The sequence below is a fragment of the Ochrobactrum vermis genome, from assembly GCF_002975205.1.
In the GTDB taxonomy this organism is placed as follows: Bacteria; Pseudomonadota; Alphaproteobacteria; order Rhizobiales; family Rhizobiaceae; genus Brucella; species Brucella vermis.
Genome location: NZ_PCOC01000002.1, coordinates 560,831 through 578,757, shown reverse-complemented (window position 1 = coordinate 578,757; position 17,927 = coordinate 560,831). Strand labels below are relative to the sequence as shown.

Sequence of the window (17,927 nt, the reverse complement as noted above, 5' to 3'; positions counted from 1 at the left end):
AAAAAGCCGCCCGAGGGGCGGCTTTTTCTTGATGACGTGCGCGACGGGCTGATGAGATTTCGGCTCATGACGTTCCGAAAATCGATTTCGATTTTCGAGCCTATGCTGGAGGGGCCGAAAGATATCAGCCCCAGGGACCGTGGAAATCTCCGTCCTTATCTATGCGCTTGAAGCCATGCGAACCGAAGAAATCGCGCTGACCCTGAATGAGATTGGCGGTGCCGAGCGCCTGCGTGAAGCTGTCGAAATAGCTGAGCGCTGAGCCGAGTGCAGGCAGAGGCAAGCCCGTGAGCGCCGCCTTGGCGACGATCTGCCGAAGGCCCTTGGAAGCCTTGCTCATACGCTCAACGAAAGCAGGTGCGAGCAGCAGGTTGCGGCTTTCGCTGTCTTCGAAGGCATGAGCGATATCGTCCAGAAGCTGCGAACGAATGATGCAGCCTGCGCGCCAGATACGGGCGGTTTCGGCAAGCGGAATGTTCCAGCCGTGTTCCTGTGAAGCAGCTTCCATCACCGCGAAGCCTTGGGCATAGGCAGCGATCTTGCCAGCAAGCAGACCATGCTCGAGATCGGCGAGGAATTTTGCCTGATCGGAAACGTCGAGGCTGCGCGGACCCGGCTTGTAGGCCTTTGCAGCAAGTTCACGCGTGGCCTTCAGCGAGGACAGCGAACGGGCCGCAACTGCGGCTTCGATTGCCGTTGCCGGAACGCCGAGCATCTGCGCCTCGATGGCCGCCCAGCGGCCCGTGCCCTTCTGACCGGCTTCGTCGAGAATCATGTCGACCATCGCCTTGCCTGTCTCCGGGTCTGTCGCCTTCAGCACCTTGGCGGTGATTTCGATCAGATAGGAGTTGAGCGGGCCTTCGTTCCACTTCTCGAACACATCGCCGATAGCCGGGGCCGAAAGTCCGAGACCGTCGCGCAGGATGCCGTAGATTTCGGCGATCATCTGCATGTCGGCATATTCGATGCCGTTGTGGATCGTCTTGACGAAATGACCGGCACCATCCGGCCCGACCAGCGCACAGCACGGCTCGTCCTTGAACTTGGCGGCGGCAGCAAGCAGGATCGGCGCAATGCGGTCATAGGCTTCCTCGGTACCGCCGACCATCATCGACGGGCCATGGCGTGCGCCTTCCGCACCGCCGGAAACACCCATGCCGACAAAGGTCGGGTCGTTGGGACCAAGTGCCTTCAGACGGCGCACCGTATCGCGATAATCGGAATTACCAGCGTCGATCATGATATCGCCCTTCTCAAGATAGGTCTTGAGGCGGGTGGTTTCAGCATCGACGGGAGCGCCTGCCTTGATGAGGAAGATGATCGGACGCGGTTTGCGTATATTGGCAGCCAGATCCTCGAAAGTGGGGCAAGGAATGATCTTGTCGCGCAGCGGGCCAGCCTTTTCGATGAAGGCTTTCAGCACGGGCTCATCACGGTCGTAGACAGCTACCGTGTAGCCTTTCTCGGCTATGTTCAGTGCCAGGTTGGAGCCCATGACGCCAAGGCCGACCATTCCGATATCTGCTTTTTCCATTTTGTGCCCTTCAGAAATGCAACCGACCGGCCGTCGTCTAGACACATGCAGAACATCGAACGCCGACAAGCCGAACCGATAAGAATAGGCTGCAGCCGGATTTCGGCAACAGCGCATGTCAATCTGTATCCTATTGTTGGATGATCTAGGGCATATGACACAAAGTTGATAGACCTCCCCTGACGAAATCACGGGTTTTGCCTGGGCAAGCACTTCGCTAAATCGGTTAGCTCACCCCGAAAGCCTGTATTTTGCGAGTTTCACACCCGCTCCAGCTTGCGATGCGGAAGCGGCGGCAATTCGACGACTATCGCATCATCCGCCTTCACCGTGCCGCCTGAAAGAACGATGGTCATGATGCCCGACTTGCGGACAAGTTCGCCATCCGGCGTGCGATCCAGTACGGCATTGAGAAGTCCGGTCTGGAAATTCTCTATCTGGGCGCAAGGGTTGCGCAGGCCCGTTGTTTCCAGAACGACCTCGTCACCAATCCTGATCAAAGCGCCCTGCGGCAGCCCCAGAAGATCGACACCGCGTGTGGTGACGTTCTCGCCAAGATCGGCAGGCGCGACGTCAAAACCCTTTTCGGCAAGCTCATCGAACAGTTCGGCATGAATGAGATGCACCTGTCGCAGATTGGGTTGCGTCGGGTCGGCCCGCACGCGTGAACGGTGCTTCACGGTCACGCCCTGATGCGCATCGCCTTCGACGCCCAGCCCCGTGACGATGCAGATTTCCGGCACGACCTGTTTGGAAAAACGGTGCTCGCCATCCTGCGCCACAGCAACGACAAATCCACGCATCACGTCCCCTCTCCCCTGACAGGATAAACAAACTTCGTTAGCCGCATTACATGGGTTATATAGCACCTGTATGAAGATGCGGGGCAAGCACGTGAATCGCGACAGGCAGACAAAGACAGATTTTCGCTGGGGAATTTGGGGCACAGGCACGATAGCTGCCGCCTTTGCCACCGATATTCAGGCCAGCACCGGAATGCGCATCACTGCAGTCTGCTCACGTACGAGCGAAACCGCCGAAACATTCCGCCGACGCATCGGCGCCGATAAGGCGTTCGGCGATTCAGGTGCATTTCTCTCCGACCCGGATATCGATGCCGTCTATATTGCGACGCCGAGCGCCATGCATGTCCTGCAAGCCATGCAGACAATCGCAGCGGGCAAACCATGCCTGATCGAGAAGCCGCTTTCGCTGGATGCCGCTGGCGCAAGACAGATCGAGGCTGCCGCCAAGGCGAAGAACATTTTCGCCATGGAAGCCATGTGGAGCCGCTTTCTGCCAGCGATCCGGGCGGCAAAGCAGCATATCGACAGCGGCCGCATCGGCGCTGTGACGCGTATCGAAGCCGATCTTTCCTATATCCGTGCGTACGATCCGCAAAACCGGTTCTTCAGTCCGGAACTCGGCGGCGGCGCGGCATTCGATCTCGGCGTCTATCCGGTTTCGCTGGCGTTGTATTTTTTAGGTCTGCCGGATCATGTCGACGGTCGCTGGCAGCGCGCCAGGAGCGGCGTCGACATGCGCACCGAATTCCAGCTCGGCTGGCCGGGTGCCATAGCCAGCCTCTCCTGCGGCTTCGACCGTGACGGCGACAATCAGATGCTGATCGAGGGAACCAAAGGCACGATTCTGATCCACGCGCCATTTCTGAAGGCTCAAAGACTAACCCTGTTTTCTGCTTTTGCCGCGCGGTCGTCGCTGGGGCCAAATGGCGCTAAAGGCTTTATAGGCAAAATCATGAACCGCCTGCCCCTGCCAGGTCGTACACTCGAAACCTGCACTTTTTCCGGCAACGGGCTGCAATTTCAAGCCAAAGCGGTCCGCGATGCGGTGTGCAGCGGCCAAATTTCCAATGCGATAATGCCGCTCGACCATAGCGCAGCCATTGCCGATATTGTCCGCAAGGTGTTGTCCAAGGGCTAAAAACTGCTTCTCATCCTGTACGGCTGGGCATTCTCGCCAGCATTGTTCAAGGCAAGCGCGATTTCAGTGATATGCAGCGCCACCTCACCGGAAAAGAATGCCTTATTGCCAGTCTGGATAGCGCGAGCCTGATCAGCGATGCCCCGCACGAAATCGATCTGCGAGGGATACATTGGAAGCGACCGTTTGTCGGCCTTTGGATAGGACAGCTTCGAGCCGACTGCCGGTTTCCATGACAGAAACTTGCCGATGCGCATTTCCAGAATACCAAACAGGCGTGCCAGAAAACGGCGTTTTTCTTCGGTGCGCTCAAGACGGACAGCCGAGCGATTATCCCAGAGATCATCCACGACAATCGAGCCTTTGTCGGCAACGATTGTCAGGCTGCGATCCTTCGGCATTGCAAGTCCCGATGTGAGGCGTGCCACCAGTCCCGACTTGAAAACGAGACAGCCAACCGAAAAATCGGGCGCCATATGCAGATGTTCGGTTCCCGGCCCCTTATTGGGAAAGGTTATGGCAGAAAATGCCGAGACGCTCTCTACGGGGCCGAACAACGACACCAACCATGACAATGCATAGCCTGCATGTTCCAGCGTGCAACCGATCTCGAATTCATGCAGGCCCGGCCATGGTGCACCCGACTGCGAACGCCAGGTCGACCATTTGTCACGAAACACCGGCCCGTCTTCCATTTCGGCATAAACGAGACGCGGCATGCCGATGCCGTTGATCACGCTTGCTGCCAGGCGATAGGCATCGCTGAGGCCATTTGCCGGGGCCGCCGCAAGCGTGAGGCCGGATTGCCGTGCAAAAGCGACCAGCGCTTCGGCATCGTCATAATTCATCGCCAGCGGCTTTTCGGAATAAACGTGTTTTCCAGCGGAAAGCGCTGCGTGCGAGATTTCGAAATGGCTTTCAGGCGTGGTCAGGTTGACGACGATCTCCACATCCGGGTCGGCCAGCACGGCCTCGAAACTGTCATAGGCGCTAACTGAATAATGCGCACTGAATGCTTGCAGCCGTTCGGGCGACCGATCAAACACGCCGCGCAACTTCAGTTCGGGATAATTGCGCAATGTGGTCATGTAATAATCGGCAACAAACCCGGTCCCGACGATTGCAATATTCATGGAATGGCTCCGGTTAAAAGCATTTCCAGCAAAAGTGCGAAGCGGTTTTGCGTAGGATAATGCGTATAAACAAAGAGATAGAGCGGTTCTAAGATTCTCTTTTAACTGGAACCGCTCGATCGTTTGGGGATGATAATTTTCGCCGCCAGTCTGAGGCCGAAGATCGCAAAGACAAGCGTGAGCCAGACCGGATCCATGCGACGAAAGAAAAAACTTTCCAGCATGGCATTCAACGTCCCGAAGAACACGATCATCAGGAAGAAATCGGCGAGCAGCAGATTTTCGCGCACTGGACGGCACCGTACATAATTAACCAGCGGCATGACGATGATGACGAAAATGGCACAGATCAGCGCCGGAATCCCCATCGATACAGCGATATCCAGATAACCATTATGTCCATGCACGATGCCGCGCACATCCCAGTCCAGATAGTAGGGATTCGCTGCCTCTTTCACCACCGGGGTGCCCCAGAAGCTTTCATAGCCGAAACCGGTCCATGGACGATGGGAAAGTGCCTCAACGGCAAAGGCCCAGATGGAGGTGCGCCCGGTAAAAGTGGGATCGACGTCCAGTTGCAGAACGAGCTGATGCATCGGCTCGAATAGGACCGTGCCGAAGGTAAACAGTGCAAGCAGAAACTGGATCGTGAAAATCGCCACCGGTGCAAGGAAACGGAGACCGAAAATGCCGGGGCCAATCACGAGAAGCATGGCGAGAGGCACCAGTGCCGCCGTCGTCTTCGATCCTGTCTGCGAAACGAAGATCAACGCTGAGACCCCAATCAGAAAGCCGCTCACACGCCAGCCGCGCCGCCACAGATAGACACCGGCAAAGGCCAAAGCGGCCATCACCGGCCCGGCAATGTTCTTGTGCGTGAAGACGCCGCGCCAGAGATAGGCGTTTTGCGGCTCCAGCGCGTCGGCGCCGTGTGTACCCAGATTGGGCAGAAGGATGACACCCGCATAGGAAACAACGATCACGATCGAAGCCACAGTGACCAGCATCGACGAATAGGCGTCGCCATCCTGCGGCAAGGTCAAAACAGCAATGACCGTCAAAATACCGATCATCGTCAACAGTACACCGCGTATCGCCGTGGACGGATCAGGGCTTGCAAAAACCGATGCGAACAGGAAGGCGAACATCAGCAGCCAGCCGGGGCTGACGATTTTGACCACCTTTTTCGGATCAGAGAACATCGCAAGCGACAGAAGCGAAACAGCCCCGAGACAACCGAAACCAAGCTGATTGATGGCATCGCCGCTGCCCGATGTGTCACCGTCCGCCGCAGCACTCAATGGATTGAACGGGCGGAACGAAATCAGCAGAATGCTGAATGTTATCGTGGCGATAACGAGCGCAATCGTGCGGATTGTCGCCCGCATATCGGTTTGCGCCGCAACGTCGGAATGCGCCTCAGTTCTTGTCCGGGTTGCGATACTGCTCATTCAGATATCCAAAATGGGCCATGACGCGGCCCAGCCCGATATGGATGAAATAGGTCCCGACCGGCACGAAGCGCGCCGCAAAACCACGCCGTAGCGCCTTAATCGGAGAATATCCCAGAAGCGCAAGGCTTTTCAAAAACACGCGCACCTGACCGAAGGGCTCGTCCTTGCGCTGGCGCTGTTCGATCAGCGTCGACAAGACGCCGTTGCGCAAGCCGCGCGCCGTGATCCAGTCGCTCTCCAGCCGCCGCGCCGGAATGGTCTCGCGGACAATGCCTTCATTGCACCAGGCAATATTGAATCCTTTGCCTCGCGAACGATTGATGAAATCTGAATCGCCGCCGCCGGTGAAGTTGAATTTCAGGTCCATGAACGGATAGCCGATGGCTTCCAGAACCGGACGCGCAATCAACAGATTGCCGGACGAATAGATGATCGGAACCGGGCCGGTCTTGTTGTAATGCGGCAGAAACACAGGGTGTCTGGCCCATTTTTCCGCACCCGGCTTTTCAAAGATCGGATGTTGCGGACCACCCACCAGGCTGGCGTTGTAGCGCTCGGCAGTGGCCACCATGTTTTCGACCCAGGCCGGATCGGCCAGCTCGTCGTCATCGATGACGATGACATATTTGAAGTTCGGGAAATAGGTCATCGCCGTCAGCCAGCCCGCATTATAGGCGTTGCAATTGCCGCGATGAGATTCCACGATCAGCATGCCGGTATATTTCCCGGCTTCGAACTGCGGCGCCGCAACCTTGGCGCCTTCCCTGTCCTCCGCCTCGTTCTCGATGACCACGACCGCAAAGCGGCGGCTCGTGATCTGAGCATTGAGCGTGTCAAGCGTGCGGATGACATGTTCTGGGCGGCGGAACGTCGGTAGCGTCACCACCACCTCGACTTCATCGAAACGAAGCCCAGGTGTTTTAGCAATTACTTGTATATGATTTGGTAAATCAGACATAAACGCTACCGGTTATTTCGAACTTCTATATTTGTTTACCCGCTACTACTGAAAAACGTTTAAAGAAAAGTTCACCGCAGCGCTATAAACACTAACCTAAACTATCATAGAGCATACCAGCCCGAAATGTTAAGGGTTTTAAGATGAATAATGCATTAGGAAAAGATTAAGCGCAGCGCATCATTTTTCATGCTACGTGCGCCAGATTGACTGTTCAGGAGTTGAATTGCCGTCCCCTCACCTTGTTTTCGTGACATCGATTGTTCCGCACGGAGTACCGACTACCGGCTATGAAGTGGCGAATGCCGCCGTGGTCGACGGCCTGCGCCGCTCTGGCGCAAAGGTGACCGTCCTTGGCTTCACATGGCCGGGCGTGAACGCCGATGCCACCGATACCGTGGTGCTTGGTGAAGTCGAAGTGCGAACCGAAGGTGCGGGCATCAAACGCAAGATCGGCTGGGTGCTGAAATCCTTTCTGACTGGCCTGACGGTTTCCTCGGCGAAGCTGCGGGTGATACCGGCTGAGACGCTGCGCGCGGCCATCGCACAGATCGGTCCGTTCGATGCCTATGTGCTGAACGGCGTGACCTTGCCCGGCGCTTTTGAAGATATTTTCAAGGACAAGCCTTCGCTGTTCGTGGCGCATAATGTGGAATATCGCTCAGCAGAGGAAAATGCCTCCGACGCCGGTAGTTTCATCCAGAAGTTTCTGTTCGCTCGCGAAGCCAGCATCCTCAAAGGACTGGAAAGCCGCCTCAGTGAAAAAGCGCGTTTCGTTTTCACCTTTGCCGAAGATGACGGAGCAATGCTTGGACTTGGCCCTGGCCGGTTCGCAACGATGCCGCTCGTCACACCCGGCGGAACGCAGGCCGCACAGCAGCGTCCTGTAAACTACGATCTTGCCTTGATCGGCACATGGACATGGCACCCGAACCGCATCGGACTCGAATGGTTCCTTCGCGAGGTAAAGCCACATCTTCCCGACGATATTTCCATCGCGATTGCTGGCAACACGCCCGCGGACCTGATTGCAGCTTGGTCCGGCGTCAATTTCGTCGGCAAGGTGCCGGATGCGACCGCGTTTGTGGAAAGCGGCGCGCTCGTGCCGCTCATCAGTCGTGCGGGAACAGGCGTTCAACTCAAGACCATCGAAACATTCGAGCTTGGCATGCCGAGCGTCGCCACCACGCATTCCGTGCGCGGCATCGGCAATGTTCCGGACAATTGCAGCATTGCTGACGACCCGCAGGCATTCGCAGCGGCAATTATTGAACGCATTGGAAAGATAAGATCTGGGGATCGCCAGAGACTGGGCGGCAAAGCCTTCACCCAGTCACAAATCGAAGGCATGGACCGCGCAGTTGCCAGAGGTCTGCAAGCACTTCATGGCGGAGAGAAAATGACGGACCAGGCATGATGCATACCGAAAATGTCACCTACCGGAATATCCTTGGCGTGAAGGTCGCCTGTTTCGACTGGGACAGCGCCTTCGCCTTCTTCGAGAACCGTATCGACGAAGGCAGGTTCATGAAACAGGGCTGGCTCAACGCCAACAACTCCAACATCGCAGAGACGGACCCCGCTTATCGTGCCGCATTGGAGGATTTCCTGATCCTTCCCGACGGTGTGGGTGTCGATATTGCAAGCAAGGTCGCCTATGGTAGCAAGTTCCCTGCCAATCTCAATGGAACGGACTTTATTCCGGGCCTTCTGCAGCACATGAAGCGCCCGCTGAAAGTAGCATTTCTGGGTGGTGGTCCCGGCGTCGCGACCGATGCCGCGCAGCTTTTCATGCAGCAGATTCCGCGCCATGACTATCGCGTCATTTCCGACGGTTTCTTCAAGCCAGCCGATCTCGACGGCATTCTGGCACAGCTGAAGGATTTTCATCCCGACATATTGCTTGTCGCCATGGGCGTTCCGCGGCAGGAACTCTTCATCGACAAACATATCACGGCGGATCATTGCACCATCGCCAGTGCCGTCGGTGCGCTGTTCGACCTGCATACGGGTCGCGTGCAACGTGCGCCGCAATGGGTGCGCAAGGTCCAGATGGAATGGGTGCATCGGTTGCTGCAGGAACCGCGACGGCTGGCAAAACGCTATCTCATCGGCAATCCCGTATTTCTGTGGCGTGTCGCCAAAGGCTGGATGAAGGGGGCACCCCGGTGAAAACCGCAATCGTCACAGCCAGTTGGGATCAGGATTTCGAGCGATGCAAACTGCTTTGCGAGACCATGGACAAATATGTCAGCGGTTTCACGAAACACTACATTCTTGTCGACAGCAAGGACGTCGCCTTGTTTCGCAAGCTCGAAAGCGCGCAGCGCGTCATCATCGATGAACGCGATCTGCTCCCCTCTTGGCTGCATGCCTTCTGGGATCCGACCTATCTATGGCGCAGGCGCGTGTGGCTTTCGCTCAGGACCAAGCCACTGCGGGGCTGGCATGTGCAACAATTGCGCCGCATCGCACTTGCCGGTGCCGTGGAGGAAGACGGATTTCTTTATACGGATTCCGACACGGCCTTTCTGCGCCCCTTCGATTGCAGCATGCTCTGGCGCGGCGAAAAGCTCCGGCTTTTCGTTCGTCCCAATGCGCTTGCCAATCCGGAATGGCCGGAACACCCGGTCTGGGCGGCTAATGCGGCCAAACTGCTCGGTATAGAGAATGGGAAAAGCGGGCTGAACGACTATATCGGACAGCTTGTCTCGTGGCGGCGCGACAGCGTGATTTCCATGTGCGAAAGGATTGAAGACCATACCGGACAGCACTGGGTGGCCGCACTCGGTAATATACGGCGATTTTCTGAGTGCTTCATCTACGGTCGCTATGTTGATGACGTGCTGCACGGCTCCGGCCATTACAGCGACACTCACGATCTCTGCCGGATGCAGTGGTTCGCACCGCCGCCGAGCGAGGAGGAATTCCGCACATTCATCGCCGAGATGGAGCCGTATCAGGTCGCCATCGGTATGCAGTCCTTCCTCGGCCTTTCGGTCGACGACATCCGACGCATCATAACTGTCTAAACGCGTTTTGCCGGCAGACGGATGCTCGTATAGGTGAAAACCAACGATAGCAGGTAAAGCCCGGCAAACACGACATTGAGCCCGAGAATCCAGTCGTGGCTATCAACATAGTTCACGAGTAGGAGCCAAACGAACAACGCTTTGGCGGTGGTCATCAGCACCATGCTCAGTGTTCTGAGACCAGACTGGCCGCGCGCATACAGAATTTCAGTCTGGTATTCGATGAGATTGCGGAAACCTGGCACGAGCAGTACCAGCGGCAACAGTCCGACAATGGGCGCAACGCTTGAGCCAAGCGCGTTCGGGAAGATTTGCAGGAACACGACCATCGCGCCAAGACCTGCCACCGATACGGCGAATACCGCAAGCTCCAGCCCGGCGCGGATGCGTAATGAAGACAGCATGTCAGGCGTGCGCATGAGCTTTTGCACCAGCATCATGTTGAAGGACCGCACCGGCAGGGCGGTCAGATCAACAAGCCGCATGATGATCGCATAAAGACCCGCAGTGGCGGGCCCGCCTACGGTCAGCACAAGAAGCTTGTCGAGTTCGGCCTGAATATAGAACAGCAGTTCGGCAACCATGACCGCAATCGCATCGGAAAGCCGCCGCATATAAAGAGCCGGTTTGAGGCGGAGCCGGATAGACGGGTAGAATTTCAGCGCCACCAGCAGCGCAACGCCATTGGCGACCGCATACCACCACGCCCATTGGGCAATGCCATGGATACTCGCCAGCCACATGAACAAGACTGCCGCCACGGCGCGCGTGGCCGTCCCGAAAATCACCAGTCCCGCTGATATGCCAAACCGGCGCAGGCCGTTATTGACGATGATGATGATCTCCGTCGAGCGCCAGAGCAATGCTTCGGCAAACACCACCACGGCGAAAGGCAAAAAGGAGATATCGCGGCTGAAGAAGACAAAATAGACCAGCCAGGACGCCAGCGCCAAAAGCGGCAAGGACACCAGAATGGCGACAAGAAAACCTGCTGTATAGATACCAAGCAGACGCGGCTTCACCGTCGATATTCGGTAAAGCGGCGAACTGAAGCCCAGCGAAACGATGCGTGACAGAACCACACCTGTGCCCGAGGCGGTGGCAAATATACCGAAATCACCGGTCGACAGGGTGTTGGCAAGCGCGATGAAATAGACGAGTGAGACGACCAGCCTGCCCGCAGAACCGGAAAACAGGGACAGGTAATCACGCACCACTCCGGCATTGTTGCCTGACAGTTTCCGCAGCGCTTTCGCTATCAACAGAGAGCCTCATCTAACATCGTCTGGTACGCCAGCCCATCCGTTTGAACGGGTGCGCAATATAGGGATTTAGCTAAAGAGGCTTAAACTCTTCTTTGCAAGCTCAAAGAGTAAACAAGCAAAAGCTAAAGTTCTTGGATCGTGCAATTCGCAATTTCGCCCGACATTATTTTAACGTTTTGTTTTCTATAAAAAATTACATTCGGGCTTCAGGTGCGCACTAACCGGATTCCGGTTTGGCATGCGGGAGCCTTCGCTTATGGATTTCAAAGCAGCGGTCGATATCGGAAACGGTTGAGACGGCTTACAGATACGGACGATTTCGGCAATGAGCGATCACGAGGAGCGCAGAAAGGCGGGAGTTGAGAAACCTCTTCTTGCATTCTCCAACGCTCGTCCAATTGGTCGCCAGGACAACGAAGCCGCGCCACCATGGACGCCACCCGCGACACCGGATGAACGCGCCGCATTCTTTCGTCAGTACGATCATGCAGCGCAGGAAACGCCCGAACCCGTTCTCGAAGACGAACTGGATGATGCGGACGTTGCCAAGTTGCACGAGCGCGTCGCGCTGATTGAAGCGGAACTGGAACGCAAGGTTCAGGAGCGCGAACGCCGCAAAGTCACAATCGAAACTTCTGCTCCGCCACCCGACCCGATCGACGAACCGGCCCAGCGTGAGCAACCGCGCCCGGTCGTTGACAGGCCGGCCTCGGGTGCCGAGTGGAAGCCGCTGATCGATCCCCGCATCGCTATCGACGTCGTGCGGGGATCGCGCAAGCTCCTGCTCGTCAGTACGCTATTGGGTGGTGTGATCGCCGCGCTCTATGCATTGTCCCTGCCGCAGATGTATGTCGCTTCGACCGATATTCTGGTCGATCCGCGCAATATCAAGACGGTGGGAGACGAACTGACACCGGGGCAGCTTCCTACCGATGCGTCGCTCGCAGTTGCGGAAAGCCAGGCACGTATCATCGATTCCAGCAGCGTATTGCTGAAGGTCATCGACAAGACGGACCTGACAAAAGACCCCGAATTCAACGGTAATTTGGTTCCAACCGGAATTGCCGGGCTGTTTACGCAGATCAGGACTATGTTGTCGCCGAAAAAGGCAAGCGACAGCCAGACGCTGCAAACCCGTGTCCTGTACAATCTGCACAAGAGCATCGCCATCGGCCGTGACGCCAAGACATTCATCTATTCGATCTCGGTGAAAACACGTGATCCGCAAAAGTCGGCGTCGCTCGCGAACACGATCAGTACCGTTTTCCAGAGCGAGCTTGCATCGCTGCAGTCCGATGCTGCGCGGCGAACCTCGGACGAACTGTCGAACCGGCTTGCCGATATGCGCGTCAATGTCGAACAGGCGGAGCGTGCAGCGGCTGATTTCCGTGCCTCGCGCGATCTCGTCAATGTCGACGGTAAACTGATCAGCGATAACGACCTGACGCGGCTCAACGACCAACTGACCAACCAACGCGCCGAAACCATGCGGCTTCAGGCCCGCGTTCAGGTGCTGAGCGGCGCTACTTCCGACAGCGTAGTTTCCGGGACTTTGCCGGAAGATCTGCGCTCCAACACGCTGACCGCGCTGCGCGCTCAATATGCGCAGGCAAGCCAAACCGCTATCGGCCTTTCCACACAGCTTGGTCCTCGCCATCCGGCCCTCATTCAGGCACAGTCGCAGGCAGGTACGGTCCGGAACGATATCAATGCCGAATTGCGACGGATCCGCTCCTCGCTGCAAGTCGAGGTTGCCCGGTCCGAGCAGCAGGAAAAAGACCTTACCGCTCGTCTGGCGCAGCTCAAAGCGCAGCAGGCGAACAGCAGCGGCGATCTGGTGAAATTGCGAGAGCTTGAACGCGAAGCCACCGCGCGGCGGTCGGTCTACGAAGCCTTCCTTCTTCGCTCGCGTGAAACGAACGAACAGGAAGGCCTGAATACAGCCAATGTCAGGGTCTTGTCAGAAGCCCGCCCGCCGCTTGATCCGGCAGGCACATCGCGCAAGCTGATCGTCATTGCCGGGCTGATTGCAGGCTTCCTCGCAGGACTCGCGATCACAGCCGTCCGCAATTTCGGACGGCTGCTGCGTCTGTCTTAACTCAAGCGGACTGACGCAAAGAAGTCTCGACGCGCGGCACCTTGCGTCCGCTGGCACGCAGGATGCCATGCGCCCCATCTAGATGGCCGGGCTTCAGTTCCAGTGCCAGAAAACGACGCTTCTCATATGGGCCGGGCATGGCAAGTTCACCGGTCTTTTCGGCGGTGAAGCCGAAGCGCTCATAATATTCCGGATCGCCGACCAACAGGATCGCGCCGTGGCCACGGCATCCTGCTTCATCAATCGCATGGCGCATCAACGCCGAACCGATGCCGCAACCGGCAGCCGATGGATCGACGGCCAGCGGGCCGAGCAGCAAGGCGGACACCGGAAAGCCGAAAGCATCGAGACCGGCATGGACATCCCATAGTCGCACAGTACCTGCGAGCAACCCGTCTTCGCCAAGTGCTGCAAAAGCCAGCCCTTCTGCGGGCAGACGACCGCGACGCAGCTTTTCCGATGATTTCCGGCGACGGCCTTCGCCCATGGCACGGTCAAGCAGCGCTTCGCGCGCAAGCACGTGCTCCAGCGTTTCGCCCGCTATTGTAAAAGCCGGAACGACGACGGTTGCGGTATTTTCCTGAATTTCCAGAGTTGCATTCATGACATCTATCCCCGCAAAGCGGCAGCAGCACACCCCGTCCAGCGCCTTGCAGCACCAGACGGATTGAGAGGATCATTCGTGCTTAGATCCGAATGATCAGATGACGTAGGATCGGAGCGGTTCGAAGCCGTTGAACGCCACCGCCGAATAGGTGGTGGTGTAGGCGCCTGTGCCTTCGATGAGAACTTCATCACCGATGGTCAGCGAAACCGGCAGCGGATACGGCGTCTTTTCATAAAGAACATCCGCACTGTCGCAGGTTGGGCCAGCCAGCACGCAAGGTTCGGTTTCGCCGCCGTCGCGCGGGGTCACGATCTGGTAGCGGATCGCCTCGTCCATGGTTTCGGCCAAACCGCCGAATTTGCCGATGTCGAGATAGACCCAACGAACATTGTCGTTGTCCGACTTGCGCGAAACCAGAACCACTTCGGTCTTGATCACGCCTGCATTGCCAACCATGCCACGGCCCGGTTCAATGATGGTTTCCGGAATGCGGTTGCCGAAATGCTTCGACAGTGCATCGAAGATCGCCATGCCGTAAGCCTGTGCAGTCGGTACGTCCTTGAGGTAGCGGGTTGGGAAACCGCCACCCATATTGACCATGCGAAGGACGATGCCTTCATCAGCCAGCGTGCGGAATACCGATGCAGCATCGCCAAGAGCGCGATCCCATGCGCTGAGGTCCGTCTGCTGCGAGCCGACGTGGAATGATACACCGTAGGAGTCGAGGCCGAGCGACTTTGCATGACGCAGCACGTCGATTGCCATGGCAGGCACGCAACCGAATTTGCGCGACAGTGGCCATTCGGCGCCTTCACCATCGGTCAGCACGCGGCAGAACACGCGGCTGCCGGGAGCTGCGCGAGCAACCTTCTCGACTTCTTCCACGCAGTCGACCGCATAAAGGCGAATGCCCAGCTCGAAAGCGCGCGCAACATCGCGCTCCTTCTTGATGGTGTTGCCATAAGAGATGCGGTTTGGCGTTGCGCCAGCTTCCAGTGCCATTTCGATTTCGGCAACCGATGCCGTATCGAAGCACGAGCCAAGCGATGCAAGAAGACGCAGGACTTCAGGTGCAGGATTTGCCTTCACAGCATAGAAAATGCGCGAGTAAGGCAATGCCTTTTCAAAATTCTGATAGTTTTCGCGCACGACGTCGGTGTCGACGACGAGGCAAGGACCGTCTGGACGGCGGGTGTTGAGGAAATCGATAATACGCTGCGTTGCCATGGTCGTTCTCCCACACGGCTTGATCGTGCCGCGTTCAAAGGGACAAAGTGTGCATGAACGCATCCGCCGTGAGGCCAGCCTTTGGAGGTGCTGATGTCACGCGAAAACTCATGCGGCGATGGAACAACGCTAAACCCGCGTTACTCCGCTTTGTCTGCCTTGGATTGGAATTGGAGAACCGCATCCGCACTTCTGGCAATGAAGGTGTGCCTCTTCAGCAGTTTCGGCTTTTGGACAGCCGAAAGACACTAGAAAGGCCCGCACCGTCGTTGCTTCAAGATGTCCTCGATCTGGCGGTTGGCCAACAGATCGACTGGAGCGGTTAGGTCCAGGTACCGTACCGAATTCCTCACCATTCGAGGATCGGCGGACACCCACAGGCACGTGCGACTTTGGGCAAGCGCGATATAAGCGCAAAGTCGTGACCATTCAATGACAAAAATTCTCCGGACAAATTTATTTTTGGCGGAATCACGTTGAACGGCACGCTTGCCATTGTTCAATATAAGTGAAACATTCTCCGCTCAGACTCGCCTCGAAAGAGCGTAAACATACCGTTAATTGCTGCATGTTGTGAACAATGGCTAGTGTCGACCCCTTCAACGCCATCATTGCAAAACCCGAAAAGCCGCCTGTTCACGCATCGAGTGGGCCGCTTAAAGGTGAACGGCTAGCCGTAAAAGACATTTATGATGCCGCCGGAATGGTGACCGGATGCGGCAATCCGCAGATCGAGGCCGAATCACCTGTCGCCGAAAGATCGGCTCCTGTGGTGGCGAAGCTTCTCGACGCCGGCGCCGAATTTGTCGGCAAGGCCCAGACTGATGAACTGGCCTTCTCTCTGATGGGGCAGAATTCGCATTTCGCCTATCCGATCAATCCCGCAGCACCGGACCGCGTTACCGGCGGCTCGTCATCCGGTTCGGCAGCGGCAGTGGCGGGTAAGATCGCCGATATCGCGCTTGGCTCCGATACAGGTGGCTCCATCCGGGCGCCTGCGAGCTTCTGCGGTCTCGTCGGTTTGCGGACCACCCATGGCCGCATTCCGCTCGAAGGCATCATGCCGCTTGCGCCTTCACTCGATACGATTGGATGGTTTGCGCGTGACATCCAACTCTATGACCGGGTTGGTGCCATCCTGCTTGGCTACGATGAGCAAGAATTCGAGCTGACACAGCTTCTCTATATGCCGGTTCTGGAGCAGCTTCTGCTCGGGCAGGAAGAAACAGATGCCTATCGCGCAATGTTCGCCGAAGTGCGTCGGCACTTCTCGGGCCTCAAGGCGGCCAGCCAGCCGACACTCTCAATAGATGAGCTTTATCTGGTCTTCCGCCATATTCAGGGTGCGGAAGCCTGGGCCACACACGGCGGCTGGATTTCTTCGGGCCATCGCAAGCTCGGCCCCGGCGTCGCGGACCGTTTTGCCTTCGGGGCGGAAATCGCCGCTGAACTTGTTGCCAGCCAGCGTGTGCGCCGGGCGCATTTCACGCAGGAACTCGAACAGATCATCGGCCAGGATGCCGTGCTGGTGCTGCCGACCGTGCCGGGCGCGGCACCGCTTGCAAATGAACCTTTCGAAACCTTGCAGGCCTATCGCGAGCAGGCTTTGCGTCTGCTCTGCCTGTCTGTGCTTTCCGGCCTGCCGCAGATCACCCTGCCACTGGGCACGGTGCACGGCGCGCCCTGCGGCATTTCCTTCATCGGACCACGCGGCAGCGACCGGGCGCTGATCGCATTGGCCAAAGACATTATCGGGAAGCGGGGCTAGACCATGGACACCCTCACACGTATGCGCGCCTTCATCGACGTGGTTGAGGCGGAAGGCTTTTCCGCCGCAGCGCGAAAGATCGGGCGCTCCAAGGCACTCCTTTCCAAATATGTGCGCGAACTGGAGGACGAGCTTGGCGCGCGCCTGTTGAACCGCACCACACGACAGTTCTCACTGACCGAAGCAGGTCACACCTATTATCACCGCGCTATTGAAATCATCCGCGAGATAGACGCGCTGCAGGATGCCGTCAGCGAAACCAGTTCGGATGCGCGCGGGCGCATCAAACTTTCCGCCCCGCGCACTTTTGCCGATGCGGTCATCGGACAGTCACTGATCGACTTCTGCCTCGCGCATCCGGAAATCGTTCTCGACGTGCGGCTGGACGATCGTTTTGTCGATCTGGTGGAAGAGGGCTTCGATCTTGCGATCCGCATCACGCGCTTGCAGGATTCCTCCCTCATTGCAAAGAGACTGTCACCGTTCCATTCAATCCTGTGCGGTGCGCCTGAACTGATCGCCCGCGTCGGCAAGCCAGAACGCCCCGAAGATCTCGCCGACCGGCCATGCATCATCGATACCAATGCACGCTCGCGCAACAACTGGCATTTCCGCAATACCGACGGTTCGATGATGACGGTTCCCGTCAACGGTCCGATTGAAGTGAACAGTCCGGTTGCCACCAAGAATGCCGCATTGGCCGGTCTCGGCTTCTGTATGCTTCCAGCCTTCATCGCCGAAGAGGAAATCGAACGCGGCAGACTGATCGCCTGCCTCGACGAATTCATCGTGAAGGATGGCGGCATCTATGCGGTTTATCCGCACCGACGCTATCTACCAGCAAAAATCCGGGCATTGGTCGATTTTCTGACCCAATGGTTCAAGGAGCGGGAATAGCGTCGCACTT

The 17,927-nt window shown here is 57.2% G+C and carries 15 protein-coding genes; 7 read left to right on the top strand and 8 right to left on the bottom strand.

Features of this window, described 5'->3' with window-relative positions:
• Nucleotides 1-124: 124 nt before the first annotated feature.
• Both gnd and CQZ93_RS16955 read right to left on the bottom strand, forming a co-directional pair.
• Nucleotides 125-1,534: an NADP-dependent phosphogluconate dehydrogenase gene (gene gnd / locus CQZ93_RS16960; RefSeq protein WP_105543794.1), complete on the bottom strand. Its 1,410-nt coding sequence runs from the start codon at nt 1,532-1,534 to the stop codon at nt 125-127.
• 260 nt (nt 1,535-1,794) lie between these two features.
• A complete protein-coding gene (locus CQZ93_RS16955; RefSeq protein WP_105543793.1) occupies nt 1,795-2,337 on the bottom strand; it encodes an MOSC domain-containing protein in 543 nt (180 codons plus the stop codon).
• Between the two features lie 91 nt (nt 2,338-2,428).
• Between CQZ93_RS16955 and CQZ93_RS16950 the strand changes: the two genes are divergently transcribed.
• On the top strand, nt 2,429-3,478 hold the full coding sequence (locus tag CQZ93_RS16950) for a Gfo/Idh/MocA family protein (protein ID WP_422616110.1): 1,050 nt from the start codon (nt 2,429-2,431) through the stop codon (nt 3,476-3,478).
• Here the strand turns inward: CQZ93_RS16950 and CQZ93_RS16945 are convergent.
• From CQZ93_RS16945 to CQZ93_RS16935, 3 genes are all read right to left on the bottom strand, one after another.
• Nucleotides 3,475-4,611 (bottom strand): Gfo/Idh/MocA family protein, encoded by a 1,137-nt coding sequence (locus CQZ93_RS16945; RefSeq protein WP_105543791.1) that lies wholly within the window; start codon nt 4,609-4,611, stop codon nt 3,475-3,477. The genes CQZ93_RS16950 and CQZ93_RS16945 overlap by 4 nt on opposite strands.
• A 101-nt stretch (nt 4,612-4,712) precedes the next feature.
• A complete protein-coding gene (locus CQZ93_RS16940) occupies nt 4,713-6,062 on the bottom strand; it encodes an O-antigen ligase family protein (protein ID WP_105543790.1) in 1,350 nt (449 codons plus the stop codon).
• Complete coding sequence (locus CQZ93_RS16935; RefSeq protein WP_105543789.1) at nt 6,031-7,023, bottom strand: glycosyltransferase family 2 protein; 993 nt, start codon at nt 7,021-7,023, stop codon at nt 6,031-6,033. Before CQZ93_RS16935 ends, CQZ93_RS16940 begins: the two co-directional genes overlap by 32 nt.
• Nucleotides 7,024-7,249: 226 nt before the next feature.
• On the opposite strand from CQZ93_RS16935, the gene CQZ93_RS16930 reads away from it, so the two are divergent.
• Genes CQZ93_RS16930 through CQZ93_RS16920 form a run of 3 tightly spaced genes read left to right on the top strand, consistent with a single transcriptional unit; the run spans nt 7,250 to nt 10,055 of the window.
• Nucleotides 7,250-8,440 carry a glycosyltransferase family 4 protein gene (locus tag CQZ93_RS16930; RefSeq protein ID WP_105545183.1) on the top strand — a complete coding sequence of 397 codons (1,191 nt, stop codon included), beginning with the start codon at nt 7,250-7,252 and terminating at the stop codon, nt 8,438-8,440.
• A complete protein-coding gene (locus tag CQZ93_RS16925; RefSeq protein WP_105543788.1) occupies nt 8,437-9,195 on the top strand; it encodes a WecB/TagA/CpsF family glycosyltransferase in 759 nt (252 codons plus the stop codon). The genes CQZ93_RS16930 and CQZ93_RS16925 overlap by 4 nt, the downstream gene beginning before the upstream one ends.
• The gene (locus tag CQZ93_RS16920; RefSeq protein ID WP_181153413.1) at nt 9,192-10,055 is read left to right on the top strand and encodes a DUF6492 family protein; all 864 of its coding nucleotides are present in this window, start codon (nt 9,192-9,194) and stop codon (nt 10,053-10,055) included. The genes CQZ93_RS16925 and CQZ93_RS16920 overlap by 4 nt, the downstream gene beginning before the upstream one ends.
• On the opposite strand, the gene CQZ93_RS16915 is transcribed toward CQZ93_RS16920, so the two are convergent.
• Nucleotides 10,052-11,317 carry a lipopolysaccharide biosynthesis protein gene (locus CQZ93_RS16915; RefSeq protein WP_105543786.1) on the bottom strand — a complete coding sequence of 422 codons (1,266 nt, stop codon included), beginning with the start codon at nt 11,315-11,317 and terminating at the stop codon, nt 10,052-10,054. The genes CQZ93_RS16920 and CQZ93_RS16915 overlap by 4 nt on opposite strands.
• A 328-nt stretch (nt 11,318-11,645) precedes the next feature.
• Between CQZ93_RS16915 and CQZ93_RS16910 the strand changes: the two genes are divergently transcribed.
• A complete protein-coding gene (locus CQZ93_RS16910; RefSeq protein ID WP_105543785.1) occupies nt 11,646-13,418 on the top strand; it encodes a GumC family protein in 1,773 nt (590 codons plus the stop codon).
• Between the two features lies 1 nt (nt 13,419).
• Here the strand turns inward: CQZ93_RS16910 and CQZ93_RS16905 are convergent, their stop codons facing one another.
• Both CQZ93_RS16905 and odc2 read right to left on the bottom strand, forming a co-directional pair.
• Nucleotides 13,420-14,022 (bottom strand): GNAT family N-acetyltransferase, encoded by a 603-nt coding sequence (locus CQZ93_RS16905; protein ID WP_105543784.1) that lies wholly within the window; start codon nt 14,020-14,022, stop codon nt 13,420-13,422.
• Nucleotides 14,023-14,118: 96 nt separating this feature from the next.
• Entirely contained in the window at nt 14,119-15,252 is a 1,134-nt protein-coding gene (gene odc2, locus CQZ93_RS16900) for an ornithine/lysine decarboxylase (protein ID WP_105543783.1), read from the bottom strand.
• A 580-nt stretch (nt 15,253-15,832) separates the two neighbouring features.
• Between odc2 and CQZ93_RS16890 the strand changes: the two genes are divergently transcribed.
• Together CQZ93_RS16890 and CQZ93_RS16885 are read left to right on the top strand one after the other, a co-directional pair.
• A complete protein-coding gene (locus CQZ93_RS16890) occupies nt 15,833-17,020 on the top strand; it encodes an amidase (RefSeq protein ID WP_105543781.1) in 1,188 nt (395 codons plus the stop codon).
• Nucleotides 17,021-17,023: 3 nt separating this feature from the next.
• A complete protein-coding gene (locus CQZ93_RS16885) occupies nt 17,024-17,917 on the top strand; it encodes a LysR family transcriptional regulator (RefSeq protein WP_105543780.1) in 894 nt (297 codons plus the stop codon).
• Nucleotides 17,918-17,927: the final 10 nt, after the last annotated feature.